Source organism: Parafannyhessea umbonata (assembly GCF_900111255.1).
GTDB classification, from domain to species: Bacteria; Actinomycetota; Coriobacteriia; order Coriobacteriales; family Atopobiaceae; genus Olsenella_J; species Olsenella_J umbonata_A.
Genome location: NZ_FOGP01000001.1, coordinates 232,377 through 257,348, shown reverse-complemented (window position 1 = coordinate 257,348; position 24,972 = coordinate 232,377). Strand labels below are relative to the sequence as shown.

The 24,972-nt window shown below is 64.6% G+C and carries 22 protein-coding genes; 8 read left to right on the top strand and 14 right to left on the bottom strand.

The window, feature by feature from the left end:
- Window positions 1-56 precede the first annotated feature (56 nt).
- From BMY31_RS01165 to BMY31_RS01110, 12 genes are all read right to left on the bottom strand, one after another.
- Complete coding sequence (locus BMY31_RS01165; RefSeq protein WP_234970617.1) at window positions 57-518, bottom strand: hypothetical protein; 462 nt, start codon at window positions 516-518, stop codon at window positions 57-59.
- The gene (locus tag BMY31_RS01160; protein ID WP_078686455.1) at window positions 515-2,458 is read right to left on the bottom strand and encodes a hypothetical protein; all 1,944 of its coding nucleotides are present in this window, start codon (window positions 2,456-2,458) and stop codon (window positions 515-517) included. The genes BMY31_RS01165 and BMY31_RS01160 overlap by 4 nt, the downstream gene beginning before the upstream one ends.
- A 97-nt stretch (window positions 2,459-2,555) precedes the next feature.
- Window positions 2,556-3,101 (bottom strand): TadE/TadG family type IV pilus assembly protein, encoded by a 546-nt coding sequence (locus BMY31_RS01155; RefSeq protein WP_257612312.1) that lies wholly within the window; start codon window positions 3,099-3,101, stop codon window positions 2,556-2,558.
- A gap of 119 nt (window positions 3,102-3,220) precedes the next feature.
- Window positions 3,221-3,652, bottom strand: a complete 432-nt coding sequence (locus BMY31_RS01150; RefSeq protein ID WP_078686453.1) for a hypothetical protein — start codon at window positions 3,650-3,652, stop codon at window positions 3,221-3,223.
- A gap of 29 nt (window positions 3,653-3,681) precedes the next feature.
- Window positions 3,682-3,870, bottom strand: a complete 189-nt coding sequence (locus tag BMY31_RS01145; protein WP_078686452.1) for a Flp family type IVb pilin — start codon at window positions 3,868-3,870, stop codon at window positions 3,682-3,684.
- A gap of 38 nt (window positions 3,871-3,908) precedes the next feature.
- Window positions 3,909-4,481, bottom strand: a complete 573-nt coding sequence (locus tag BMY31_RS01140) for a type II secretion system F family protein (protein ID WP_257301241.1) — start codon at window positions 4,479-4,481, stop codon at window positions 3,909-3,911.
- An 86-nt stretch (window positions 4,482-4,567) separates the two neighbouring features.
- Window positions 4,568-5,491: a type II secretion system F family protein gene (locus tag BMY31_RS01135; RefSeq protein WP_078686450.1), complete on the bottom strand. Its 924-nt coding sequence runs from the start codon at window positions 5,489-5,491 to the stop codon at window positions 4,568-4,570.
- Entirely contained in the window at window positions 5,458-6,789 is a 1,332-nt protein-coding gene (locus BMY31_RS01130; protein WP_091007501.1) for a CpaF family protein, read from the bottom strand. Before BMY31_RS01130 ends, BMY31_RS01135 begins: the two co-directional genes overlap by 34 nt.
- Complete coding sequence (locus BMY31_RS01125; RefSeq protein ID WP_091007498.1) at window positions 6,789-8,129, bottom strand: nucleotide-binding protein; 1,341 nt, start codon at window positions 8,127-8,129, stop codon at window positions 6,789-6,791. The genes BMY31_RS01130 and BMY31_RS01125 overlap by 1 nt, the downstream gene beginning before the upstream one ends.
- A gap of 72 nt (window positions 8,130-8,201) precedes the next feature.
- Entirely contained in the window at window positions 8,202-8,921 is a 720-nt protein-coding gene (cpaB, locus tag BMY31_RS01120) for a Flp pilus assembly protein CpaB (protein WP_091007495.1), read from the bottom strand.
- Between the two features lie 225 nt (window positions 8,922-9,146).
- Complete coding sequence (gene rsgA / locus BMY31_RS01115) at window positions 9,147-10,244, bottom strand: ribosome small subunit-dependent GTPase A (RefSeq protein WP_257612309.1); 1,098 nt, start codon at window positions 10,242-10,244, stop codon at window positions 9,147-9,149.
- Window positions 10,245-10,360: 116 nt separating this feature from the next.
- Window positions 10,361-13,036, bottom strand: a complete 2,676-nt coding sequence (locus BMY31_RS01110; protein ID WP_078686445.1) for a cation-translocating P-type ATPase — start codon at window positions 13,034-13,036, stop codon at window positions 10,361-10,363.
- Between the two features lie 455 nt (window positions 13,037-13,491).
- Here BMY31_RS01110 and BMY31_RS01105 point away from each other — a divergent pair, with 455 nt between their 5' ends.
- From BMY31_RS01105 to BMY31_RS01085, 5 genes are all read left to right on the top strand, one after another.
- Window positions 13,492-14,493, top strand: coding sequence for a 2-hydroxyacid dehydrogenase (locus tag BMY31_RS01105; protein ID WP_078686444.1), 1,002 nt, complete (start codon window positions 13,492-13,494; stop codon window positions 14,491-14,493).
- Between the two features lie 87 nt (window positions 14,494-14,580).
- Window positions 14,581-16,023 (top strand): pyruvate kinase, encoded by a 1,443-nt coding sequence (gene pyk / locus BMY31_RS01100; RefSeq protein ID WP_078686443.1) that lies wholly within the window; start codon window positions 14,581-14,583, stop codon window positions 16,021-16,023.
- Between the two features lie 207 nt (window positions 16,024-16,230).
- Window positions 16,231-17,688: an adenosylhomocysteinase gene (locus BMY31_RS01095; RefSeq protein ID WP_091007489.1), complete on the top strand. Its 1,458-nt coding sequence runs from the start codon at window positions 16,231-16,233 to the stop codon at window positions 17,686-17,688.
- Between the two features lie 54 nt (window positions 17,689-17,742).
- Window positions 17,743-19,086: an amidohydrolase family protein gene (locus tag BMY31_RS01090; RefSeq protein ID WP_078686441.1), complete on the top strand. Its 1,344-nt coding sequence runs from the start codon at window positions 17,743-17,745 to the stop codon at window positions 19,084-19,086.
- Window positions 19,067-19,555, top strand: a complete 489-nt coding sequence (locus BMY31_RS01085; RefSeq protein ID WP_078686440.1) for a cupin domain-containing protein — start codon at window positions 19,067-19,069, stop codon at window positions 19,553-19,555. The genes BMY31_RS01090 and BMY31_RS01085 overlap by 20 nt, the downstream gene beginning before the upstream one ends.
- On the opposite strand, the gene BMY31_RS01080 is transcribed toward BMY31_RS01085, so the two are convergent.
- Entirely contained in the window at window positions 19,521-20,300 is a 780-nt protein-coding gene (locus BMY31_RS01080) for a 5'-methylthioadenosine/S-adenosylhomocysteine nucleosidase (RefSeq protein ID WP_091007486.1), read from the bottom strand. The two genes, BMY31_RS01085 and BMY31_RS01080, sit on opposite strands and share 35 nt — an antisense overlap.
- A 247-nt stretch (window positions 20,301-20,547) precedes the next feature.
- Between BMY31_RS01080 and BMY31_RS01075 the strand changes: the two genes are divergently transcribed.
- From BMY31_RS01075 to BMY31_RS01065, 3 genes are all read left to right on the top strand, one after another.
- Window positions 20,548-21,435: an ABC transporter substrate-binding protein gene (locus tag BMY31_RS01075; protein ID WP_091007483.1), complete on the top strand. Its 888-nt coding sequence runs from the start codon at window positions 20,548-20,550 to the stop codon at window positions 21,433-21,435.
- A gap of 96 nt (window positions 21,436-21,531) precedes the next feature.
- Window positions 21,532-22,389 (top strand): amino acid ABC transporter permease, encoded by an 858-nt coding sequence (locus tag BMY31_RS01070; RefSeq protein ID WP_200802588.1) that lies wholly within the window; start codon window positions 21,532-21,534, stop codon window positions 22,387-22,389.
- Window positions 22,389-23,141, top strand: coding sequence for an amino acid ABC transporter ATP-binding protein (locus BMY31_RS01065; RefSeq protein WP_078686436.1), 753 nt, complete (start codon window positions 22,389-22,391; stop codon window positions 23,139-23,141). Before BMY31_RS01070 ends, BMY31_RS01065 begins: the two co-directional genes overlap by 1 nt.
- Window positions 23,142-23,267: 126 nt before the next feature.
- Here the strand turns inward: BMY31_RS01065 and BMY31_RS01060 are convergent, their stop codons facing one another.
- Complete coding sequence (locus BMY31_RS01060; RefSeq protein ID WP_091007478.1) at window positions 23,268-24,638, bottom strand: alpha-amylase family glycosyl hydrolase; 1,371 nt, start codon at window positions 24,636-24,638, stop codon at window positions 23,268-23,270.
- Window positions 24,639-24,972 lie beyond the last annotated feature (334 nt).

Sequence of the window (24,972 nt, the reverse complement as noted above, 5' to 3'; positions counted from 1 at the left end):
CTGGAACGACCCATACACCAGTCCTTCTCGCTCGGAACAGACGCGCACCTCACCCATCAGGCGACCACCCCCGGTCTGAACCTGTCGACGACGATCGTTCGCTCGTGGACCAAAAAAGGCGGCGGAGAGAACAAGACGCCCGCAAGGGAGAAGGACGAGGGCCACGGCCGAAAGCGCAGCTTGCAGTGGTAGGTCGTCAAAAGAGGAGAGACGGGAAACGTGACACCCTCCCCTCGCGCGCCTTCCGAGGAGCGCTCGGCCGTGACCTCTATCTCGCACTGTCTGGAGTCAACCGCCGCCTCGATGGCGGAGCGCACGGCATCGACGGAAGTCGACGTGGCCTGGTCCCCCGACGGCGCCACCCCCTGCGACAGGACGGCATCCTTCGAGACGCGGTCGAAGACGGCGCACATCTCGCAGAATTTCGTGAGATTGAACACGACGAGCGCCACGACAATCACGACGGGCATGAGAACGGCGAACTCGACGGTCATCTGGCCACGGTTCTCCCGACTCATGCCACCGCCCCCATCAGGTCCCCCAAGTTGATCGTCAAGGGAATGCTCGTGCCTTCCAGGCCGGGGACGGGAATCTCCGCAACCGTGACGTCGACCTCGCCCAGCTCCTCCCCCAGCTTCGAGAGGCACGCGTCGACCACCTCTCCCGGATCATCGGGAAGTGTCGAAATGAATGCCCTGACCTCGGCAATCTTCGAGCCTCCGTTTTTGTCGAGGATATACTGGCTGTTTGTGAGAACTGGCTTCCTAAGGCGCATGTCAGCGGGCTCGATACCGGCCGCCGAGATGGTTCCCAGAATCTTGTCGCGCAGCCACTGGCCCGTCTTCTCGCCGAGCACGTTTTCCGCCCCGTCGATGAAGTTGCCCATGGATTCCTTGACGTTCCCGTAAGCCGACCCATAGCCAACGAGGAGATCGCCCCACAGTCCGCAGATGCCGTCGAGGGCACCCGGCAGAAGCTCCCCCGTCTCGCTTGAGATTCCGTCGAAGACGCTCGAGAGGACGTTGTGGCTGTCTGTCGCGTCGTCGGGTGCGAGGGTCGCGGCCGAGACGGCCGCGCCGGCAGGTATCTCCCCCGACTCCAGGAACGAGCCCACAAGCGACGAGGGTGGGGCACTCGGGTTCGCGCGCATGACGAATGCTATACATCCATGCGCGCCCGGGGGGCACAGTTTGGGCCTGGGCGCCGAAAGGTAGGCCATGACCCGTTCGAAGGCACTTCCGCTCTTCTCGGCCGCCTCCCTCATTCGCTCCTCGGCCTGTGCCTCCTCGGCCTTCGCCTGCTGGTAGTCGCGAGACGCCTCGACGACGATGCGCCAGTAGTGCTCGAAGCCGTTGTCGATGTTCGTGGATGCGTTCGCAACGTTGCCCATGGCAAGCGCGTCCATCTGGCAGACGTCGCAGCGCTCGGCCCCGCCGTGGTCTACGTCGGAAAGCGAGGCGTAGGCAGATGACGCACCCGTCGCGCCCGGACACGACGAGGAGCAGTGGAGGACCCTCCTGCTCCCCTCGATAGTGCAAGGCCAGATTCGCTCGGTATAGAGCTCGGTCGCACGAACCGTATCCCTGCTATGGGGAAGCTCGGGAAGGTCAATGGATACGACGTCGGCCTCGATGCACGTCGCCGCACAGATTTTCTGGTACGCATACGAATAGAATCTCGCCCTCGCGCAGGAGCGCGTGAGCTCCGCCGCCGAACCGGTGACAGGAGCCTCCTCCCTCATGCGCGTCAGGTAGTAGTTGCACGCCCTGATGCGCGCGTAGTCGAAGCGCCAGGACTCCGGCGTGGCGTAATAGGGGTTGAGGCCCGCGGTGAGCCCCGCCAGCGTCTGGGCGCGGCTCCTCATGCAGAGCGGGTCATCGATGTTGTCCGCGCGCCAGGCGCGATCTCGCGCTGCACGCGCCCGCTCGGCTGCCTCGCGCTTCTCCTCGCTTGCCTGCCTCAGCTCCTCGGCGGCCTGCTCCATCTCGGCAGGATCGAGGTCATCGGCCAGGCTCGAGAAGTCCGACTGGCTCTCCGTGGGAAACGCCACCGCGAGGCCGGAGTACGAGACCCCAAGCCGCGCGTTGGCCGCGACCGTCGAGGCGGAGTTCGCCGACACGATCGCCGGGAGGGCGGCCTCAAGGCGCCGAAGTCCCTCGGCCGCGCTCTTGGCGAAGTCGCGACGGGCGGCCAGAATCTTCTTTCCCGCATCGATCACGGGCGGAGAGGCGCCCGCAAGCAGGGGGACAGCCGCCATGATGAGCCCGACCGCAAACACGACGACGCCCAGCAGGCCCATGCTGAGCACGCAGGCGTCCAGCACCTGCGCGATGGTCGAGTAGGCGGCGACAACGTTCGACCCCGACAAGGCTGCAGCATCAGCGACCGTCTGGACGTCCGCGGCCCTGGCGACGCTCCACCCTATCGTCGCTGTCGCGAAGACCAGCACGAGGCTCATGAGTAGAGCGACCGCGACGGCGACGGTCGTGTAGCCTCCGTCCTCTCGAACGAACGTCCCGATTCCTATTGGAGCGCACGCCTCCTCGCATGGGCCCTCACCCCCATATCTGCTGCCATGACTCATATGAACCACCCAGCCAATCCGGTCTGACCTTCTCGCTTACCTCGACCCTAAGCACGACGCCTTCCCCGTCGGACTCTCCAAGCGCAGAGGCGACGACGCCCATCAGGGGAAGTGGCCTCGCATGGCCCCTGATCGCCACCTTGACCTCGTGCTCGCCTCGTTCGATGTCGACCTGCCAGTCGGCCTTTCCTCCCACGTGAAAGAGTGGGACCTCGGGCACCGCCGCCAGGCGCCGGAGGGCAAAGCCCTTGCAATCGTCCAGGTCACCGTCGTAGTCCGTTGCCGCGACCCGTGCCGTCTCGCACGCCGTGGCCCGCATGATGGTCCGCGTGTACGAGAGGCACGCAGGCTCGAGCAGAATCGCAAAGAGCAGCATGACCGAGGGGAGAAGGACTGCCGCCTCTATCGTCGCCTGCCCCCGACACCGCCAAGGTCCGTCAGTACAGCAAGACGTCTTGGAGCGCAGGGGCAAGCCCTTCTCCGACAAGATGCGACGACGCGCGGATCGAGTAGCCAAGCAGAGACCCCTCGCTCCCCGCCCTCCAAACCGACGCAAGTGCGACGGCAAGCGCAATGAAGGCAACGAAGACCAGCAGGTATTCAATTGTGGACTGTCCCCTCGAGAATCGTCCTTGTTCATGGCGCACCAGCTCCCACATCTTCAGAGCCCCTCTCCCATTCGTTGCGGTCCAGATGCGTCACCTTGACCTCGGACCCCTCGCCGACGGAGCGCACCACGCAGATGTCGACCCAGCCGTCCCCCTGCACGATGCAGGACCACACGTTCCCCAAAAGGTCGAGGTATCCCGCCTCGGCCAGGGCACAGTCGCCTCGGCCCCTGTAGGAGGTAAGGACGTCGGCGGCCTCCTCCTGCAGGCTGCGGCCGCTCTGCCTGGTTTCCCCCTTGGCTCCCGCATCCACGCGGCCTCCCTCGCCCTGTGAGGGAGCGAAGCCATGCGGGGCCTCTTCCGTCGGCCCTTTCGAAGCGCCGCCGGGAGAGGAGAGCACCGTTCCCAACGAGAGGAATCCACCGAGGAAGGCGGCCAGAAGAGCGATCGAGACGAGCAAGCACCCCCTGCGCCTGCCGCGTGGCCCCCTCACAGGGACCCGATGCCGGAGGAGATTGCCTCCCACAGCTCCTGAACCTTTCCCCTGAAGCTCACGATGGCGAGGATCGCGATGACCACGAGGACGCCAACGAGAATCGCGTACTCGGTCGTCCCCTGGCCAGATTCGTCCCTCAACAGCGCAATGAACTTTGTCTTCTCGCTTAGCTGCATGTCCATCAGTCCCTTCCTCAAAAGCTGCCAGCAGTTTTCCTTCCTCACCCGACGGCGAGCGACGAGCCGACCAGAGGCCCCAAAATCGAGAGCAGCATCGCGGGCACGATGAGGGTTCCCAAGGGAACGAGCATCTTGACGGGGACCTTCTCGATCGCCTCCTCCACCTGCGAGCGCCGCTCGTCGCGAATCTCCTGCGACTGCCTCTCCAGCGCCTCGGCAAGAGGCGAGCCGAACTCGAGCGCCTGCGTGACGGTCGTAGCGAACGAGCGGACCGCAGACACCCCCGTCTCGTCGGCAAGCGACCACAACGCTTCCTGCCTCGATGCCATACCAAGCCGCCAAGAAACGAGAGCCGCACGAAACGCATGCGAGAGCTCGTTGTCGTAGCGATCGCAGTAAAGCTCGAGGGAGGCGTCGAAGGAGAGCCCCGAGCTCAGGCCCAGTCCCAACACGTCGAGAAGGGCGGGCATCTGCCTCAGGCAGGCCGCCCTCTGCTCCGAAAGGCGCTCGTGCCTTTCGAGCTTGCTCACCAGGGGGAGCCGACGCGCCAGGCTGACGAGGAGCCCAAGGCCCGCACCTGCGACGGGCTGCGGCCTCCCGATGACTCCTCCCAACCTCCCTCTGCCGCCTAGCGTCACGAACAATAAGGTGAAGGTGACAAGAGACAGAGACGCTTCGACGACAACAAAGACGGCATCCATCACAGCACCCCCTTCATGAGTCGCCTGATGATCACGAGTGCCGTGGCGTCCATCACGGCAGCCACCACCACGCACGCAATGCCAATGGGTGTCGCGAGTCCCTGGCGAAAGTCAGGCGATATGAGCGAGAGCGTGACCAGCATCACCACGGGCAGAGAGCTCACCATACGCACGGACATCCTCACCTGAGCCGTCTTGACGGCAAGCAGCCTCTCAAGTTCGCCCTGCCGTTCCACCAGAGTCGCCGCCCGCCCGAGCATCTCCTTCAGGGGACTGCCCGTACGTTGGGCAATGGTCAGGACCGTCGCAAGAAGCCCCACCCCAGGCGCGTCGAGGTCGTCGGGCAGGTCTCCCAGCGCCTCACCCGCAGACTGGCCGCACCTCAGGCGAAGCGACGCCCGGCAGAAGGCCTTCCCCACAGCACCGCCCTGATGAGAGCCCACGTACGCAATTGCCTGGGACAGCGTCTCCCCAGAACCCATCGCAACCGCAAGGGTGCGAAACGCCTGGGGCATGGCGCGGGTCAGCTCCGCGCGCCGCCTCCTTTCGCAACCCGCGTCGAACGCAGGCACGAGGGCAAACGCTGCCAGCGGCACGAGCGCAAGCCCCAAGGGCGACTGGGCAAGCAGCGACAGGAGAAGCCCGGCCGCAAGGGACAGCACGACAACGAGTGCAATGCCCTTCTCGGCTGAAGCGACCTCCTCCCCGGCACGTTCTGACACGGAAAGGCCGACACGTGACCAAGAGGCGAGCCTCGACAGCCATCTGACGAGCACTGTCCTACCAACCAAAGCGAGCAGCCTTCGGAGCAGCCGCATGGTCTCCGATCGGTGGAGGACGGCCGGGCGAGCCCTCCTCCTCAGCTCGAGCAGGCACCAGACACCCGCAATCAGGCCGACTGCACAGGCACCAAGCGTCTCCACTGCTCGACCTCCTTTCGCGGCAGGGCTCCAGACTTCAGCGACTCCTCTACGAAGCGCGGCTCCTCCACGAACCGCCAGGTGCGCGTCCCCTTGTCGAACGCGACACATTCCGTCAGACCGACGCCTCCTCCCGGCGCGTGCGAGACCTCGCTGAGCGTCGTGATGCGCCTCTCACCGTCCGGGAACCTGTTCGACATCACCAGGACGTCCAACGCCGTCGCGATCTGCTCCTCGATGATGTCGGTGGGCAGGTCCATGCCAAAGCGGGCCATGAGCACCAGCCTCATGATGGCCTCGTCCGGCGTCCCCGCATGAAGCGTCGTGAGAGAGCCGTCATGTCCGGTGTTCATCGCGGTCAGCATGTCGATGGCCTCGGACGAGCGGACCTCTCCGACCACGATGCGGTCGGGTCGCATGCGCAGCGCGTTCTTGACGAGGTCGCGGATGGTTATCTCGCCCGTACCCTCGATCGACGCGTCTCGGGCCTCGAGTCTCACCACGTCAGGATGGGTATTGAAGCGCAGCTCGGCGGAGTCCTCTATCGTCACGATGCGCTCGTCCAGGCCGATCTCGCAGGAGAGCGCGTTGAGCAGCGTCGTCTTGCCCGATCCGGTGCCGCCCGCGACCGCCACGTCCCTTCGGGTCCTGACCGCCCACGTCAGGAGCTGCGCATACCATTGCGGCAGGGCGCCGAGTCGCACGAGCTCCGAGAGCGACGTAATCCTGTTCGAGAACTTCCTTATGGTCACGGCTGGACCGCCTATCGCGATGGGGTCAGCAACTGCGTTGACGCGGTCACCGTTCGCAAGACGCGCGTTGACGATGGGGCTCGCGCGGTCGAGCCTTCGACCGAGTGGCGCCAAGATCCTGTCGATGATCGTCAAGACCTGCTCGGAGGACTCGAACGAGGCCTCCGACTGGCAGAGCCTGCCACCGCGCTCGTAGAAGATGCGTTCGGGCCCGTTCACGATGACTTCGCTCACGTCGTCGTCATCCAGAAGGGACTGGATTGGGCCGAGCCCGCAGACGTCGTCGAGGACCTCGCGGACGATCTGATCTCGCTCGGATTCCAAGAGGTTGTCATACGCCTCGTCGTTCAGCAGCGAACGACACGTTACCGCAAGCTCGTCTCGAACCCTCCTGCCGCCGTCACCGTCGACCATACCGGCTATCACCTCTAAGCCGAGGCAGTCCACGAGCTGCTCGCGCAGCTTCTTGCCGAGCTCCCTCGACTTCCTCCTGGTAGACGAGACCTCCTGGGAGCCCTCACGTTGGACGACGCGTTCGAGGACACTCATCAGTTGGCCGCCTTCCTCAACGAGAAGAGCGAGAACCGGGGTTTGTGGCCGCTGGGCTCGAGTGCGAAGCGTGCGGACTCGGGAAGCGCGCCCAAATCGTTGAGCAGCGTCGCCAGGAGGAGTGAGACGGAGTCGACGAACTCGCCGGGCTCGGACGCAAGCTCTACGGCATGGCCTGACGAAAGGCACTCACTCACCTCTCCTCCTCCATCCATAACGCGAAAGAGCCGCGCGCCCTCTAGCCCCACCTCGGCACGTCCGAGGTTTGGCTCGCCCCTGCTCCTTGGGTCGGCGAAGTTCTCGACGCGAACGATGCGCGTGCGCGCCACGCCCAGTCTCACGGCCAGGCCGCTCGCGCGGGAGACGGGCCCTATCGCGCCGACCGCGCCATCGTGCACGAGCACGAGGCGGTCGGCCGCCTGCACCGCCTGGGCCACGGCATCGGTAAAGGTCGTCGAGGTGTCGACCAGAACGAGGTCGAAGCGCTCGCGCAGGTATCCCAGCAGCCGCGTGACATGCGGCATCACGAGCTCCGCCATCTCGGGCCGCTCGCAAGGTCCCCAAAGGTAGACGTTGTCGCGGCAGCGGGCGCAGCTCCTCCCCAACAGCTCGTTGCTCGGCGAGCCGTCTCCCGAGATGCGCGTGATATCAACGGGCTGGCGGATTCCAAAGCACGCAAAGAGATTTCCACACGAGAGGTCAAGGTCCACCAGGGCCACCCTCATCCCCCATGACCCAGCCAATGCGGCGCAGACGGCAACGAGCGCCGTCTTGCCGACCCCACCACGTCCCGATGCGAACGCGAGGACGGGGGCAGACCCGTCCCCTGCCGAGATGTCGCTTGGCGCCGCGACGGCAGCTTCCCGCTCCCCCTCCGCTCGCGAGGGCGCCTCCCCAGGGCGACCCCCATCGCTCTCGGATACTGGAGCGCCCTGGCTTGCGGAGGGAGAGCTAGTTGCCTGAGGTGCGGCAAAGCGCGCGGGAGCACGCCCCGACTCGTCTTTCTGATTGTCCAGCCTGTCGAGGTCGACCACAAGGCTGACGCCTGCCTGGCGGGCACGTGAGCGGAACGAGCCGGATGCGGAGGAGGTGACCAGGACAACCCTCGCCGCCCTGCCGTCATGGGCAATCGCGGCCGCCAGGTTGAGGTCGGAGACGCCCTCGTCGCTCAGGCCCACTATCGCCCCGACATCACCCGGAACCTCATCGGCGAAGCGGTTCCTCATTCCCATCGCATCGTGAACGACGACCAGCGTCGAGGAAGGTTCGACCGAGCGCAGCGCCCGAGCAAGGTCACGCCCCCTGCCCCTTCCGCAGCAGCCGATCCACATCTCCGTCATCAGCCCTCACCTCCAAATAGACAATTCTTCGAAACGTGAAAAGCGCCTTGGCCCCAACGCCGTGGAGAGCCGCTACGGCTCGGGCTCCGCAGCCTTGGCCTTCTCCTCTTCCATCGGCCTCAGCTCCTCGGGAGCCGCGGCGGAGCCCTTCGGGACCTCCCGGGCGTCGTCAGCCGGCAAGACGAGGCGCAGGTCACCCGAGGCCGCAGCAGACAGCAGTGCGGGAACGTCTTCGGGGGCGGCCGCAAGCGAGACCTGCCCGGCAGAGCCGATGCCCTGCGCGGCGGACGGCGTGGACAACACCGTTGCCTCCGAGGCAATGAGTCGGGCGCCCTCCTGGCCGACCTGGTAGGCGGAGACGACCGCGCCCTGTCGGACGCCGCGAGGCAGGCCAAGCTTGTCGCTGACCGCCAGGCTCACGGCAACCTTTCCCGACGGCACCTCGGCAACCTCTGACGAGTCTCGGAAGGCAAGTTCGGTTATGGGGGCATTGCCCGAAACGGGCACGGTCACCTCGCGTCCCACGGCGCCGTCGACGCTCGTTATGGAACCCTCTGGCACGAGGTCGGCAATCCAGTCGCGCGTTTGGACATCAGACGGAGAGACGACGTCGCCGGGCTCGAGGGAACGCGTGGCCACCACCAGGCTCACAACCTCGCCCCCATAGCGCGCTATTGCATCGCTGCGCACCTGCTCCGCCTCTGCCCTCACGTGGTTGCCATAGGCAAGAAAGACCAGGGCGACAAGTACGGCGCACGCTGCCGAGAAGGCTATGCGGAACCTGAGTGACATGGGACCTCCCGCAATCGAGACGAGCCTCGTTCGAGGCGTGTGATAATTCTCGATTCGCAAGAGAGGGATGGCGCGCTCAAAGAAAACTGAGCTGGCTTCCCACTGACCCACTTGACAGTGAAAGCTGCCGGCATAAGCGTCGAGGATAAGAAGGAGCGTGACCAAGCTGGTGCCAAACTGCACCGTCCGGTCACGCCCAAGCAATAGTTAATGTCTTGGCCTGCGCTACAAAACCACGTCCGGGTCGAGCGAGCCCGCGCTCTCACGCATCTCTGACGCAAGGTCCACGTAGGCCTTCACGCGCACGGAGTCGAAGTCCTTCGCGGCAAGCCGGGCGAGGACCTCGCACCCCGGCTCGTGCGTATGCGTACAGTCGCGGAACCGACAGCTCGCCGCCGCGGCAGCAATCTCGGGGAACACCTTGGCAAGGCCGCGCTCGTGCCCAACTATGGGCAGGCTCCTTAGGCCAGGCTCGTCTACTATGACGCCCGCGCCAGGAAGGCTGACCATGCGCCGGGCGACCGTGGTGTGTCGACCGGCGTCATCTGAGCCGCGAACCGCGCCAGTTTCGAGGGCCTCGTGTCCCAGGAGCGCGTTGAGCAGCGTGGACTTGCCCGCACCAGACTCGCCGAGGACGATGGCCTTGACTCCCCCGGGAACCAGGGAGCGAACGCCCTCGACGCCCCAGAGCGCACCGCAGTCCCTCGCCATTCGCTCGAGCCTCTCAACCTGCGTGGGATACGTCGACGCCTCCTTGCCGACGACGGTCACCACGACCTTGACCTCGTCGCCCACGACGTCGCGCACAAGCGAAAGGTCCCTTCGGAGGACCTCCGGATCCGTGCGGTCAACCTTGGTGAGCACGACCGCGACGTCAGTCCCGCAGTCACGGGCGATGACCGCAGAGCGCACGATGCGCTCGCAGTCGAGCGTCTGACGGCCGAGCGGCTGCACGACCAGGACGACGTCGACGTTGGCTGCAAGCGTCTGCTTCTCGCCACGCGCCCTGCCCTTCCAGCGCGCGACGTCGCTCTCACGCTCGAGTATCTTGCACAGCAGGCCCATGTCGTGTCCCTCGGGCAGGCGTGCGACGACCCAGTCGCCCACCGCGACACTCGAGTTGCCACGCCCCTTGGTGAGCGCGGCGGAGAACTCGCAGCGCTCGAGCCCGCGGTCGCTCATGACCGCGGGGAAGCCGCGGTCGAGTCTCACGACGCACCCCAGGTGAAGCTCCTGGGGGTCAATCTCCATCTCGCGCGAGATGCGATCGCGCTCGGACGAGAACTGGGAGCGCTGCCGCTCGCTCGGCACGAGCTCTTCCATTCTCGGCACGTCTACCAAAGAAGAGAGCGCCGGCAGGACCGGAGAGGCCCCGCCGACGCCCGTGCGCTTGTCCAGTCGACGACGTGCTGACTTGTTCGCGCGTTTTGCCATATGGCCTACTTGTTCTTCTCGATGGTTCGCATGATTGCCTTGTAGACCTCGACAATCGGGATGATCAGGAAGGCGAGGCCCATGGCGATAGCGTACTCCTGAAGCCCAATCTCGGCAAAGTCAAACGCCTGAGCAAGCGGCGTCTCGATGACAACGAAGGTCAGGATGAGCGACGCCGCGAGCGAGAGCCAGAGCCAGACGTTCTGGGTGGGCAGCTTGAAGACGGACTGACGGCGCGAGCGCATGTTGAACGAGTGGAACATCTCGACCATAGAGAGCGTGAGGAACGCCATGGTCATGCCGTCGAGACCCTTGTTCGCCCCGGAGAGGACGTCGGCGAGGGCAACGCCCTCGTAGCTGAGCCCGACGAAGTACGAGACGAGCGTCAGGACGCCGATGAAGACGCCCTGGACGAGACAGTCGACCCCCATGCCACCGGCGAAGATGCCGTCCGTGGCCTCTCGGGGCCTGCGGCGCATGATACCGGGCTCCGCCTCCTCCATGGCCATGGCCAGCGCGGGGAAGCAGTCGGTGATGAGGTTGAGCCACAGCAGGTGCGTGGGCTCGAGAATGGTGAAGCCGATGAGAGACGCGACGAAGACGGAGATGACCTCGGCGAGATTCGAGGACAGCAGGAACGCGATGGCCTTCCTGATGTTGTCGTAGATGCGACGGCCCTCCTCGCAGGCGTTGATGATCGTCGCGAAGTTGTCGTCGGCCAGGACCATGTCGGCGACGCCCTTGGTGACGTCGGTGCCCGTGATGCCCATGCCCACGCCGATGTCGGCGCGCTTGATGGACGGCGCATCGTTCACGCCGTCGCCGGTCATGGCGACGATCTTGTTCTTGCGCTTCCAGGTGTCGACGATACGCGTCTTGTGCTCGGGCTGGACGCGCGCGTAGACGTGGTATCTCTCGACCGCACTGGCAAAGTCCTCGTCGGAGATCTTGTCGAGCTCGGCCCCGGTGATGGCCTCTTCGGCGCCCTGAACGACGCCCAGCTCCTTGCCGATCGCAACGGCCGTGTCGATATGATCGCCCGTAATCATGACGACATCGATGCCCGCGCTGTGCGCCTCGGCGACGGCGTCCGCAACCTCGGGACGAACCGGATCGATCATGCCGCAGAGACCGAGGAAGGTCATGTCCTTCTCGAGAGCCTCGGCGGAGTAGTCCGAAGGGGCCGTCTTGCCATAGTTGACGCGAGCCGCCGCGAGGACGCGGAGGGCGCCATCAGCCATCTCCTTGTTGGCGTCCTGGATGCGCCTGCGCCACCCGTCGGTCATGGGGACGTCGCCATGCTCTGTCCTGACCTTGGTACAGCGGTCAAGTACAACGTCCGGACCGCCCTTGGTGTGCTGGATGTAGTTGCCGTCGGGCGAGACGTTGACGACCGACATCATCTTGCGGCCGGAGTCGAACGGCGCCTCGCCGGCACGGGGGTTGGCCGCGTCAAGGTCGGCGGTGGTGAACCCCAGGCGTGCGGCGTCGGCGACGAGCGCGGCCTCGGTAGGCTCGCCCACGGCCTCCCCCTTGGTCGCATCCCACTTGGCGTCGGAGCAGAGAGCCATGCAGCGCACCAGGCGACCCTGGTCCTCGCTGAAATGGCGGACGACCGTCATCTTGTTCTGCGTCAGGGTACCGGTCTTGTCCGAGCAGATGATCTGAGTGCAACCCAGCGTCTCGACCGCGGAGAGCTTGCGGATGATGGCGTTGTGCCTTGCCATCTTCGTCACGCCAATGGAGAGGACGATGGTGACGACGGCCGCAAGGCCCTCGGGAATCGCAGCAACCGCCAGCGCTACGGCGACCATGAAGGTCTTGAGCACGAGCGTCATGTCATCGAAGAACCCCATGCCGTGCTTGAACCACGTCGCCAGGAAGACCACGACGCAGATGGCAATGCAGACGATGGAGAGCACCTTGGAGAGCTCGTCGAGCTTCTTCTGGAGCGGCGTCTCCTCGTCGGCGGACTGGGAGAGGGCGTCGGCAATCTTGCCCATCTCGGTGCCCATGCCCGTCGCGACGACGACTGCGCGACCACGGCCGTAGACCACGGTCGAGCCCATGTAGCACATGTTCTTGCGGTCACCCAGGGGAACGTCGTCGACGCCTTCGGCGAGCTCGAGCGTCTCGCTGACCTTGTCGGTGGGAACCGACTCGCCGGTGAGGGCGGCCTCCTCTATCTTCATGGAGGCGCTCTCGAGAATGCGGCAGTCGGCCGGGACGGCGTCTCCAGCCTCAAGCAGTATGACGTCGCCCCTGACGAGCTCGTGCGAGGGCACGCCGACCAGCTTGCCGTCACGGACAACCTTGCTCTGGGACGCGGACATCTCCTGCAGCGCCGCAAGGGCCTCCTCGGCCTTGGACTCCTGCACGACGCCCAGGACGGCGTTGACGATGACGACGAAGCTGATGATGACGACGTCCGCGAAGTCGGCCTCGCCCTGTGCGATGCTCGTGAGCGCCGAGATGAGCGCGGCGACGATCAGCATGACAATCATGGGGTCGGCCATCTGCTGGAAGAAGCGGATCCAAAGCGGGGTCTTTTTGGCTTCCTTCAGCTTGTTGAGGCCGTCGCGCTCGAGGCGACTTGCGGCCTCGACGTTCGTGATGCCCGCAGTCCCATCCGACGCAAGGTCGGCGAGGACTTGCGCGGAATTGGACAGGTATTCCCTCATATATCCCTCCTGGAATGTAATACGTCCGGCAGATTGATGCCCGATCGTAATTCCCCAGGAGGGGCAAGGGCTCACCAAGGCTGCCATGCCGGACAACCGGAAATAACAGCTTCAATACTACCAAACGCCACCGGGCCATACACCATTTCCAGCAGTTGCGCACGTTCTTCTCGCCCGTTGCGCGATTGTGCCCTGAAGCGTGTGCAACCTATAGGGTCGCCAGACGCGAAATCACGACAGGAGGAAGCCCGAAAAACGGAAAAGCGCTAGTCGTCGGCGGGCGGGAGCCTGAACGCGATCGGGAAGTTGACCCCCCTCGCATATACAAGCTCTACGAGGCCGCCACAGATGCAAATACACAGCTCATTGCCATATTGGCTGCGTTACTATTTTTATTTGGAACCATTAGTAACACTGCTGCAAGCGCGGCGGAGAACTCGTCGAAAGGACATGGAATGAAGGTTCTCTTCTACGGCACCAAGAGCTACGATCGTCAATCCTTCGAGAAGGAGCTTGTCGACTATCCCGACGTCCAAGTTGAGTTCATCGATTCCAACCTCACCCCGGTCACCGCAGCGCTCGCTCAGGGCTACGACGCCGTCTGCGCGTTCGTCAACGCTGACATCTCGCCGATGACCCTCGAGATCCTCCGTGGTCTCGGCGTCGGGCTCGTCCTCATGCGCTGTGCCGGCTTCGACGCGGTCAACGTCGACTACGCCAAGCAGGTCGGCATGAAGGTCACCCGCGTTCCCGCCTACTCCCCCGAGGCAATCGCCGAGCACGCCATGGCACTCGCCCTGGCCGCCAACCGTCGCATCTGCAAGGGCTACAACCGCGTTCGCGACAACAACTTCGACCTCACTGGCCTGGTTGGCTCCACGCTCCACGGCAAAACCGCCGGCATCATCGGCACCGGCCGCATCGGCGCTGCCCTCTGCCGCATCTGCAAGGGCTTCGGCATGAAGGTCCTCGGCGCTGACCTCTACCCCAACCAGTCCCTCGTTGACCAGGGCATCGTCGACGAGTACGTGGACTACGACACCATCTACGCCAAGTCCGACATGATCTCGCTGCACGCCTTCCTCAACGAGGAGAGCCACCACATGATCAACGACGAGTCCATCGCCAAGATGAAGGACGGCATGATCTTCATCAACACCGGCCGTGGCGGCCTCGTTGACACCCAGGCCCTCATCCGCGGTATCATCTCCGGCAAGATCGGTGCCGCCGGCCTCGACGTCTACGAGGAGGAGAACGCGAACGTCTACCAGAACCGCGAGGGCGAGGTCATCGACTCCGTCACCGCGCGCCTCTGCTCCTTCCCCAACGTCGTCATGACCAGCCACCAGGCCTTCTTCACCCACGAGGCCCTCGGCCAGATCGCCCGCGTCACCCTGGACAACGCCCAGGCCTTCGCAACCGGCACCGACTTCGTCGAGCGCAGCGTCGTCTGCTAACAATTCTGCGCGCCACGGCGCGCTGGAATACCTATCGCGCCAAGCCCCAAGCGGGGGCGAGGCAACCCGAAGAGAGGAAAAAGAGAAATGACCGAGAAAAGGACGAAGATCGTCTGCACCATGGGTCCGGCGACCGAGAGCGATGAGGTCCTGCGAGAGCTCATCAAGGCCGGCATGAACGTCGCCCGCTTCAACTTCAGCCACGGCTCCCACGCATATCACCGCAACAACATCGACCGCGTTCGCCGCATCTCCGAGGAGCTCGGCAAGCCCGTCGCCATCCTTCTTGACACCAAGGGCCCCGAGATCCGCACCGGCGAGCTCGAGAACCACCAGAAGGTGACCCTCGAGACCGGCAAGCAGGTTGTCGTTACCACCGACGACGGCGTCATCGGCACCTCCGAGCGCTTCTCGCTCGACTACAAGCAGCTCCCCAAGGAGGTCGAGAAGGGCTCCACCATCCTCATCGACGATGGCCTGATCGAGCTCACCGTTGACCACGTCGAGGGCAACGACATGTTCTGCATGGTCGACAACGGCGGCGAGCTCGGCGAGCGCAAGGGCGTCAACGTCCCCAACGTCGAGGTTGGCCTGCCTTCCGTCACCGAGCAGGACAAGGCCGACATCATGTTCGGCTGCGAGCTCGGCATCGACGCCATCGCCGCTTCCTTCATCCGCAACGGCGCTGCCGTCGAGGAGATCCGTCAGATCTGCGCTGATAACGGCATGCGCAACGTCTACATCTTCCCGAAGATCGAGAGCGCCCAGGGCGTCAAGAACTTCGACGAGATCCTCTCCGTCTCCGACGGCATCATGGTTGCCCGTGGCGACCTCGGCGTCGAGATCCCGCCCGCAGAGGTTCCCCACATCCAGAAGGAGATCATCAAGAAGTGCGGCGACGCTTACAAGCCCGTCATCACCGCCACCCAGATGCTCGACTCGATGATCCGCAACCCGCGTCCGACCCGTGCAGAGGTCAACGACGTCGCCAACGCCGTCTACGATGGCACCGACTGCGTCATGCTCTCCGGTGAGACCGCTGCCGGCTCCTATCCCGTCGAAGCCGTCAAGATGATGGCTTCCATCTGCCGTGAGACCGAGGCTCACCTCGCCGAGCGTCACGCCTTCCACGACCGTGGTGGCCTGCGCAACGTCAACGCCGCCATCGGCCTTGCCGCCGTCGAGGTCGCCGACCGCTCCGATGCCAAGTGCATCATCTGCCCGACGCACTCCGGCCGCACCGCTCGCCTGATCTCCAACTTCCGTCCTCACCTGCCGATCTACGCCATGTCGCCTTCCAACCACGCCATGCGCAAGACCTGCTTCTTCTGGGGCGTCGAGGCTTTCAAGACCTCTGAGCAGGCTTCTCTCTCCGCGACCTGCTACAACGCGCTGACCGTCGCCAAGGAGAAGGAGGTCGTCAAGACCGGCGACCTCGTCGTCATCACCGCCGGCGACCCGCAGACCTCGCCTTCCCAGGGTGACTACATCACCTCTACGAACATGACGATGGTCTCCCAGATCCAGTAAACCTGGCTGCATATTCTCATGGGCCCCGCCTCGCATCTTGCGAAGCGGGGCTTTTTTCATGGGCTGCAAGATCATCCCAAACGGCACCGTACCTGTAGCCAACGCGATTTGAACAACAAATTTCACGATGCGGGCAACGCGGTCCCGCCCTGTGCCCATGGCCTATGATGGGCCTGCGAAACATACGAGACACTTCGAAGCGAGGTCATTACGAACACCTTCTCCACCTGGATCTGCGCATGGGCGCAGGAAACGAACGCATCACTTGCCGGCGCACGGGTCTACATCTCACCCGACTCACTGGCGAAGGCGGACCCGACGCTGCCGCTGCGCATGGCCGAATGGGGCCTGGTGCCCACTGACAAGAGAGAGGCCGCTGACTTCTTGTACCCCGAGCTTCCCGCGCACGAGAACCTCACGGGCGCCCAAATGCTCGCACGTGCCGAGAAGGGCATGTCTGTCTCGGCCGCACTCGCCAACCAGATTGCCAAGTCAGGCAAGCTCAGGGGCATGAGCATCGCCCTCAGCCTCATCGTCGAGCCAAAGACTGCCGTCCTGGTGGAGCGTCTGGCGGCTGCCGGCGCAAACGTCGGAGTCTACTGCCACGCTCACGAGTGCGACCAGCGCGTAGCCGACGAGCTCGCCGCACGCGGCCACATCATCGAGGCCAACAGCACGTGGACCCCTGCGCAGGAGCACGAGGGGGCGCTTCGCCTCATGGACAGGCTCAAGCCCGACCTGATAATCGACGATGGTGCGAACTTCGCGCGACTCCTGGTGATGGAGCGGCCCGAGCTCGTCGCCAACGTCAGGGGCATCGCCGAGGAGACGACCTCCGGGGTGCGCGCATTTCAGGCCATGGCCGATGAGGGCGAGCTCCCCTTCCCCGTCATAGCGGTGAACGACTCTGCACTCAAGACCTGCTTCGACAACCGCCACGGCACGGGAGAGACCTGCGTCAGCACGACGATGGAGCTCCTGGGCCCCGACGCCCTCAGCTCACCAGACGTGAGCGTGTGCGTCATCGGCTACGGCCCCGTGGGCGAGGGCTTCGCGCGGCGCGTCCGCACGCTGGGTGCGCGCGTCGCCATTGTCGAGACGGACCCCGTCAAGGCGCTCGAGGCGCGCTTCGCGGGCTTCGAGGTGGCCACCCAGTCTGACGTCCTGCACGACGCAGACGTGGTCGTGTCCGCGACAGGAGTGCGCCACACGCTCGCCCTCGACGCGCTTCAGACCCTTCGAGAGGGCGCGGCCGTCGTCGTCATAGGCGGCATCCAGAACGAGATCGCCCTCGACGAGGTCATCCAGACGGGCGGGTCCCTACGTCCGGAGAAGGACAAGAGGATCTTCTCGCTCGCCCTTCCCAACGGGCGCCGCCTTCGACTGCTCGCGGCCGGCGACGGTGTGAACTACGCAGCCGGACCCGGCAACCCCATCCAGATCATGGACCTCAGCTTCGCGGTCCAGCTGTGCGCGGTCGACCGCATCGTCAGCGGCGATAAGCTGCCGGTCGGCGTGCACCGCCTGGGACCCGATACCGACAGGCGCATCGCGAGCCTGGCGCTTGCCGCGCGCGGCATCTCGATCGACGTCGAGCAGCAGGAGAAGCCCCTCGTCCCCGACTGGCGCGTAACGCACTACTCGGACGCCATCACGCAGGAGTAGCGCCTCCCGCATCCCAATACGCAACACCGCCCTCGCGGCACCTTGGAGCAAGCAATGAACGACAAAGCAACGGTAACCCTGTACACTGCGCCCCTCGTCATTCCCGTAACCGGGCCCGTCATCTGCGACGGAGCCGTGGCGGTGCGTGACGGTCGCGTTCTCCACGTGGGAACGCGCGACTGGGTCGAGCAGAAGCTGCGCGACGACCGTAAGGACGCGGGTGACGTCGAGACCAGGAACTGGCACGGCCTTGTCACTCCAGGCCTCGTCAACGCGCACACGCACCTCCAGTACACCGGCATGGCCTCGGTCGGCCAATCGACCTACCCGAGCTTCCGCGACTGGGAGCTGGCCTTCAACAAGATATACGACAGCCCCGAGCGCAAGCCCTGGCGCGAGTGGGCACACGAGGGCGCGCGCATGATGGTCGAGGCCGGCACCACGGCGGCGGCAGACATCGCCTCTGACCTCGAGGCAGCCGACGCCCTGACCTCCCAGGGCATGCATGGCATCACGTATTGGGAGGTAATGGACTGGAACAACGAGGACTGGCAGCGCAAGGGCGTCCAGGACCTGCTGGCCCAGATCGAGGTCATCAGGTCCATGGGGGTCACCGAGATCGGCATCAGCCCCCATGCCCCCTACTCGCTCGGATCTGGTCCGCTGCTCGACCTGCCCGACATCGCACGTCGACTGGGCATGAGGCTCCACGTCCACCTTGGCGAGACTCCTGCCGAGGCGGGAAAGCTCCCCTCCAAGCTGACCAACCAGACATCCTGGGCGTGGAACCGCACGGAGTGGAGCGGCTTCAACGACCTCAAGCGCGCGGGCGCCGGCGCAAGCGCCATCCAGTTCCTGGACCAGCTTGCGGTACTCGGGCCCGACGTGCACATAGCCCATGGCGTCCACGCGTCACGCGAGGACCGCAGGATCCTGCGCCAGCGCGGCGTCTCCGTCGCCCTGTGCCCGCGCTCGAACAGAATCACCTGCACCCAGAAGAACGCGCCCATCGCACGCTACCTCGAGGAGGGCAACCCCCTCTCCGTCGGCACCGACTCCCTCTCGTCGTGTCCGAGCCTCGACGTGCTGGACGACGTCTCCGTCCTGTATGACCTCGCCATCGCGCAGGGCTACGAGGGAGCGGACCTCTCGCACAGGCTCATCCGCATGATGACCCTGGGCGGCGCCGAATCGATGGGACTCAACTGCGGCCCCAAGCGCATCGGCCAGATCAACGTGGGCGCCTCCGCGGACCTGGCGTTCTTCGACATCCCGGTGAACGTCTCTTCTCCGCAGGCGCTCGAGGACACGCTCGAGGAGTTCGTGCGCCATGGGTCCGGCAGCTGCAAGGCAACAATCATCGAGGGAAGTGTCGTGTATGACCGCATCTGGAATTAGCCCGTACGCCCAGCACCTGGTCGACTCGCTGGGACTCGCGAAGCACCCGGAGGGAGGATGGTACCGCCGAACCTGGCAGTCAAGCGCCGCCGCGACGGGCGATGCCACCAACATGGGAGAGGACTCCACCGAGGGGCGTCCCCTGGCGTCTCTCATCTACTTCCTCCTGCCCGCAGGCGACGCGAGCGCCTGGCACGTCGTGGACGCCGACGAGGCCTGGCTCTGGCACGGACCCGGCGCCGTCACACTCGAGATCGCCGGCTCGGGAAGCGAGCCCGACGAGAGCCAGGTTGAGCGGATTGTCCTTTCCCTGGACGAGAAGGGCGCACGGACTCAGTTCGTGGTGCCTGCCGGCGTCTGGCAGCGCACCGTGCCCGCAGACGAGGACGCGCTGGTCTCGTGCATGGTGAGCCCCGGCTTCATGTACGCGGGCTTTACCCTTGCCTCTGGGCAGGCATCCTGCGAATAACGCCCAGAGCCACCTGGGCCGCGAGGCGTGCCGTCGTGGCAAGGTCATCGTCACGTCCGTCGAGCTCCTCATAGGCCTCTCCGCACACATTGCTGATGGAGCGCACGGCCAGGAAGGGGATGCCCGCTCGGGCGGCGACCTGCGCCGCGGCGACGCCCTCCATCTCCTCGCAGTCCGCCGCGTAGCGGCTACGGACCTTGCGAAGCACGTCAGGCTCGGTCGAAAACAGGTCGCTCGTCGCTATGGCGCCCGTCACGAAGCGCGGCTCGTGCTGCTCGAGCGTGCCATACGCCGCATCAAGCACCTCCCCACCCATCTGCTCGACCGACGGCACGCGCTCGAAGCCACGCGACTCGAGCTCGGCCTGGGCCAGGCTCACGAGTCCCTCGTCTGAGGGGAAGCTTGTCAGGTTGGGCTCGGACTCCGCGATGATCTGCATGTCGGAGTCGAGGCACTCCAGGCGCGCGCCCACGACCACGTCGCCTTGGCCGATGCGGGGATTGAGGCTTCCGGCGATTCCGCAGAACAGGAGGGCATCCGGACCGAAGCGGTCAATGAGGAACTGGGCTGACGCCGCGCTGTTTATGGTCCCCATGCCCCCGTTCGCGGCGACCACCCTGACGCCCGAAACATCGCGCTCCGCATACTCCACGCCGCAATGGCGCAAGCTCTTCTCGCCCGGAAGCTCGAAGAAGGCCAGCGACTCCTTTTGCAGGGCACTCAGAACCGCAACGGTATGCATCATGTGTCTCCCCTCCGTAATTTTGCTCCTGCCAGTATAGACAAGACCCGGGCGAGACGCGGGAGAGCTCGCCTCGCAACATGTCTGAGCTGGGCTATCGAAGCGCGAGATAACTAGTTGTAACTATCACCTAACAATCGCGAGGCAGCGCCTCTGCTATGCTCACGACAGTGCGAAAATAGCAGGTCGCACACATACACCCACCACAGCAAGCACCCGTCCGCCAAGGCGAGCGCGAAAGGGAGAAACCATGCACTTCTCGACCAACCCCAACCTCAACAGGCGCCAGGCCATCGCCGTCTGCGCCTCTACACTCGCCACGCTCGGCCTTGCGGCCTGCGGTGGTTCGTCGAGCGACAGCAGCGCTGCAGCAGACTCGAAAGACCCCAAGCAGCTGACCTTCGAGCAGGGCAAGCTCACCATCGCGACGGGCGACCCCGCATGGGAGCCCTGGGTCATCGGCGACGACCCCAACTCCGGCAAGGGATTCGAGGCCGCGCTCGCATATGCGCTGGCCGACAAGATGGGCTTCTCCAAGGACGAGGTCGTGTGGACCCGCACGTCCTTCGACGAGGCCTGTGCCCCCGGCGACCACAACTGGGACCTCAACATCCAGCAGGTCTCCATCAGCGACGATCGCAAGAAGGCCGTCGACTTCTCGCCCGCGTACTTCCGCGCGACCCAGTCCGTCGTCGTGCCCAAGGACGGAAAGTATGCAGGCGCGAAGTCGTGCAAGGACCTCGCCTCTGCAAACATCGCCGTCATGGTGGGCTCGACCGCCGGCGACTACGTCAAGGACGCGATCAAGGACGGGAGCGACGAGGGCATCAGCATCTTCGACGACAACTCCATCGCGGCTCAGGCCGTAACGTCCGGCCAGTGCGACGCGCTCGTCACCGACACGCCCGAGGCCGTCTACATGGTCGAGTCCGGCCAGGTAGATAACGCCATCGTCGTTGGTCAGATCCCTGGCACCGAGGATCCTGAGGGCACCGGCGTCACCCTGAAAAAGGACTCTCCCCTCACCCCATTCGTCACCGACGCGATGAACGCGCTGATCGACGACGGCACCGTCAAGAAGCTCCAGGACGAGTGGCTGGCGGACTACACCTCGAACGTCCCGATGCTTGAAAAATAAGTGTTTCCAATTCACTTAGGGGGCCGGGGCATACGCTCCGGCCTTTTATTGTGTATGCGCACGGTTTTACACGCTCACGAGAAAGAGTCTTCCCACATGAATGACTGCACCACCGTCACCACGAGTGACATCGAGCTAGAGCGGCAGGCATACCGCAAGAAGCAGAGCATACGCTCTGTCCTGACGAGCATCGCCTCGTCGCTCATCTTCGTAGGGCTCGTCGCCTTCGGACTCTCCAACTCCCCTGGCTGGCCCAGGGTCCAGGAGTCGTTCTTCTCGGCTGAGTACTTTGCCCAGGCCTGGCCTCAGGTCCTCGACGGCCTCATGCTCAACCTCCGCGTGCTCGTGGTCGCAGTGATTGGCGTCGCTGTTCTGGGCGGCGCGCTCGCGCTCATCCGCATCACCACCTCGGCGGTCATGTTCCCGCTGCGCGTCGTCGCGAGGTTCTACACCACGGTCATGCGCGGCATCCCCATGCTGGTCGTGCTCTACCTCATCGGATTCGGCATACCCGGCCTCGGCCTCTTTGGCCGCGTCGACCCGGCAATCCTGGGCACGGTGGCCGTCGTGATGTCCTACTCCGCCTACATCGCCGAGGTTCTGCGCGCGGGATTCCAGGACGTGCACCCCTCGCAGCGCGCCTCCGCAAGGTCGCTCGGCCTGACCTCAGGCCAGACCATGCGCCTGGTCATCATCCCGCAGGCGCTCCGCAAGATCGCACCTGCCCTGATGAACGACTTCATCTCGATGCAGAAGGACGTTGGCCTGATTTCGACCCTGGGTGCCGTGGACGCGGTTCGCGCAGCCCAGATTGCCGTCGCCAAGACCTACAACTTCACGCCCTACGTCGTGGCGAGCATCCTGTTTATCCTGCTCAGCGTCCCCTTCATCCTTCTTAACGACTGGTACACCGCAAAGCTTCGCTCTCGAGAGCGTACGGGAGGTCTTGTCTAATGTCCGAGTCCGCATCCGCCGAAACCGTCCTGCGCCTGGATGGCGTCTGCAAGCGCTTCGGCAGCAACACCGTTTTGGACCATGTGTCCTTCGACATCAAGCAGCACGAGGTCGTCGCGCTGCTTGGTCCCTCGGGCTCCGGCAAGTCCACGCTCATGAAGTGCGTCAACCTCCTGGAGCAGGTCGACGACGGCCAGATCTGGCTGAGCGACACCGACATCACCGACCCTCGCATCAACATGGACAGGGCCCGCGCACGCATCGGCGTCGTGTTCCAGCAGTTCAACCTGTTCCCCCACATGACCGTCCTGAACAACGTCACCCTCGCGGCACGCAAGGTATTCAAGTGGGACCGCGCCCAGGCGGAGAAGAAGGCCATGAGCCTGCTCAAACGCATCGGCATGGACCACAAGGCCAACGAGTACCCGGACCGCCTGTCTGGCGGCCAGCAGCAGCGCGTCGCCATCTGCCGCGCCCTCATGACCGAGCCGGAGCTGCTCCTGCTAGACGAGATCACCTCCGCCCTCGACCCGCTGCTCGTCGGCGAGGTCCTCGACATGGTTGCCGAGCTGAAGGACCAGGGTGCCACAATTCTCATGGCGACCCACGAGATGAGTTTCGCCCACAAGGCGGCCGACCGCATCGTGCTGCTGCGCCACGGCACGATTGCCGAGAACGGCACGCCCGAGGACGTCATGGACAACAGTTCCGACCCCGAGACGCAGGCCTTCTTCCGCAGCTACCACTCGTAGCCGTCAGGGCCCAGCAACTCGCCCGCAGCCTCACCCGATAACGCAAGCGCCCGACACGACCATCAGGCTCGTGCCGGGCGCCTTCTTTGGTGCCGTGTCCTTCTCCCCTATGTCCTTCGTTCTGCGCTAGCGCTCGCAGAGCCAATAGTGGCAGGAGAAGGGCTCGACCTCGGAGCCGCCGCCGAAGTCGTGCTCGGAGCCGTCAATGACGTCGACCGCTCTGCCGCAGCCGGCGTCGAAGTGGAATACGTAGGGTTCATTGGCCATGTTGATGGCCACCAGAAGGCGCTCGTGCTGGCTCTTGCGCTGGAACAGGAGCTGACGCGGCTGCACCTCGATCTGAGCATAGTCGCCCCAGCAGAGAGCCTCTGAGCCTGCAGCCCCGCTCGCACGCCTCGCCGAGAGCGCCGCGATCCAATCGGTCAGCTCGTTCCATTCGGGAGCGTCGAGCGCGGGACGTATCTCGTGGTCGCCAAAGCTCTGCTCGCCCTCGATTCCCCACTCGCTACCGTAGTAGACGTTGGGCACGCCAACCATGCCGAACAGCAGGCCATAGAGAGGGCGCAGGTGTCGGACATCGTCGAGCTTCGTCGCGATGCGCGGCACGTCGTGGTTGTCGAGGAAGTTCAGGAGGTGCTTTCCCGTGTAGAGGTCCCAGGGGTCGCTGCCGCTCTGTCGCGCGAGCGCATAGGCGATCTCGTGCATGTTCGCGGAGTTGGCCGACGACCACAGTCCCTTGTACGCCTCGTAGTTGGTCACCGAGTCGCAGGCGCGGTCTCCCATCCACTGGTTGTAGTCGCCGAACATGGTCTCGCCCACGAGCACGAACTTGCCGTCGCGCTCGCCAAGGCGCTCGCTGCGCATTTCGGTCAGCTCGTTGGCGATGTCACGCAAGTATCCCAGGAAGCCCGCATCTAGGCAGTACGCCACGTCCAGCCTGATGCCATCGACGTCGAACTCGCTCTCCCACCCGCGGATGACGTCGGCGAGGTAGGCGTTGAGCTCGTGGTTGTTGTGGTTGAGCTTCGCAAGGTACGGCACGCCCTCCCAGCATTCGTAGGAGAGGCCGTCGTTCCACTGGTTGTTTCCGCCCCAGTCGATGTTGAACCAACCGGCGTAGGGGCTCCCCTCACGATGCTCAAGAACGTCCCTGAAGGCCCAGAAGCCTCGGCCGACATGGTTGAACACGCCGTCAAGCAGCACCTTGATGCCCGCCTCGTGACAGGCGTCGACCACGTCACGCAAGTCCTGGTTGGTGCCAAGGCGCCGGTCGACCACCTTATAGTCGCTTGTGTCGTAGCCGTGCGAGAGGCTCTCGAACACGGGGTTCAGCAGCAGGCACGTCGCCCCAAGCTTGGCCATGTGCTCGATCCAACCGTTGTCTACGAGCTGGCCGAGCCGAGAAACGGGCTCGGACGATCCATCGTTCTCATACGGAGCCCCCGTCAGGCCCAGGGGGTAGATTTGGTAGACGACCGCTTCCTCGTACCAGCTCATACGCGCTCCTCTGATTGGGTTTTACGCAATTGTAGTTCAGTCAACATATGCGGCCGCAACGCTTTCGACCACCGTAACCCGCGCGTTATGCGCTTTTGCGGTAGCCGACAGGAATTGGCGACGGATTCTTGAAGGGTGGTTGATTGCAAGCGGCATTTGACAAGAGTAGCGGCGCGCGTGCCCCTTCTGCGCAGGGCCCACCAAGGAATCTCGCGGCCTTGCGAAAGGAGAGCTTCGCGCGGCACATCGAACGGTTGCCCTCTTCGGTCACCCAAATCGGCTCGCGGAAGCTCTTTGGGCTTGGTTTTGCTGGGCAAACGTGGAGGAGAGAGCT

Coding starts and splice junctions, on each gene's coding strand:
- BMY31_RS01165 (WP_234970617.1), bottom strand. CDS start 518: ATGAGTCGGGAGAACCGTGGCCAGATGACCGTCGAGTTCGCCGTTCTC.
- BMY31_RS01160 (WP_078686455.1), bottom strand. CDS start 2,458: ATGAGCCTCGTGCTGGTCTTCGCGACAGCGACGATAGGGTGGAGCGTC.
- BMY31_RS01145 (WP_078686452.1), bottom strand. CDS start 3,870: ATGGACATGCAGCTAAGCGAGAAGACAAAGTTCATTGCGCTGTTGAGG.
- BMY31_RS01130 (WP_091007501.1), bottom strand. CDS start 6,789: ATGAGTGTCCTCGAACGCGTCGTCCAACGTGAGGGCTCCCAGGAGGTC.
- BMY31_RS01125 (WP_091007498.1), bottom strand. CDS start 8,129: ATGACGGAGATGTGGATCGGCTGCTGCGGAAGGGGCAGGGGGCGTGAC.
- cpaB (WP_091007495.1), bottom strand. CDS start 8,921: ATGTCACTCAGGTTCCGCATAGCCTTCTCGGCAGCGTGCGCCGTACTT.
- rsgA (WP_257612309.1), bottom strand. CDS start 10,244: ATGGAAGAGCTCGTGCCGAGCGAGCGGCAGCGCTCCCAGTTCTCGTCC.
- BMY31_RS01110 (WP_078686445.1), bottom strand. CDS start 13,036: ATGAGGGAATACCTGTCCAATTCCGCGCAAGTCCTCGCCGACCTTGCG.
- BMY31_RS01105 (WP_078686444.1), top strand. CDS start 13,492: ATGAAGGTTCTCTTCTACGGCACCAAGAGCTACGATCGTCAATCCTTC.
- pyk (WP_078686443.1), top strand. CDS start 14,581: ATGACCGAGAAAAGGACGAAGATCGTCTGCACCATGGGTCCGGCGACC.
- BMY31_RS01090 (WP_078686441.1), top strand. CDS start 17,743: ATGAACGACAAAGCAACGGTAACCCTGTACACTGCGCCCCTCGTCATT.
- BMY31_RS01085 (WP_078686440.1), top strand. CDS start 19,067: ATGACCGCATCTGGAATTAGCCCGTACGCCCAGCACCTGGTCGACTCG.
- BMY31_RS01080 (WP_091007486.1), bottom strand. CDS start 20,300: ATGATGCATACCGTTGCGGTTCTGAGTGCCCTGCAAAAGGAGTCGCTG.
- BMY31_RS01075 (WP_091007483.1), top strand. CDS start 20,548: ATGCACTTCTCGACCAACCCCAACCTCAACAGGCGCCAGGCCATCGCC.
- BMY31_RS01070 (WP_200802588.1), top strand. CDS start 21,532: ATGAATGACTGCACCACCGTCACCACGAGTGACATCGAGCTAGAGCGG.
- BMY31_RS01065 (WP_078686436.1), top strand. CDS start 22,389: ATGTCCGAGTCCGCATCCGCCGAAACCGTCCTGCGCCTGGATGGCGTC.
- BMY31_RS01060 (WP_091007478.1), bottom strand. CDS start 24,638: ATGAGCTGGTACGAGGAAGCGGTCGTCTACCAAATCTACCCCCTGGGC.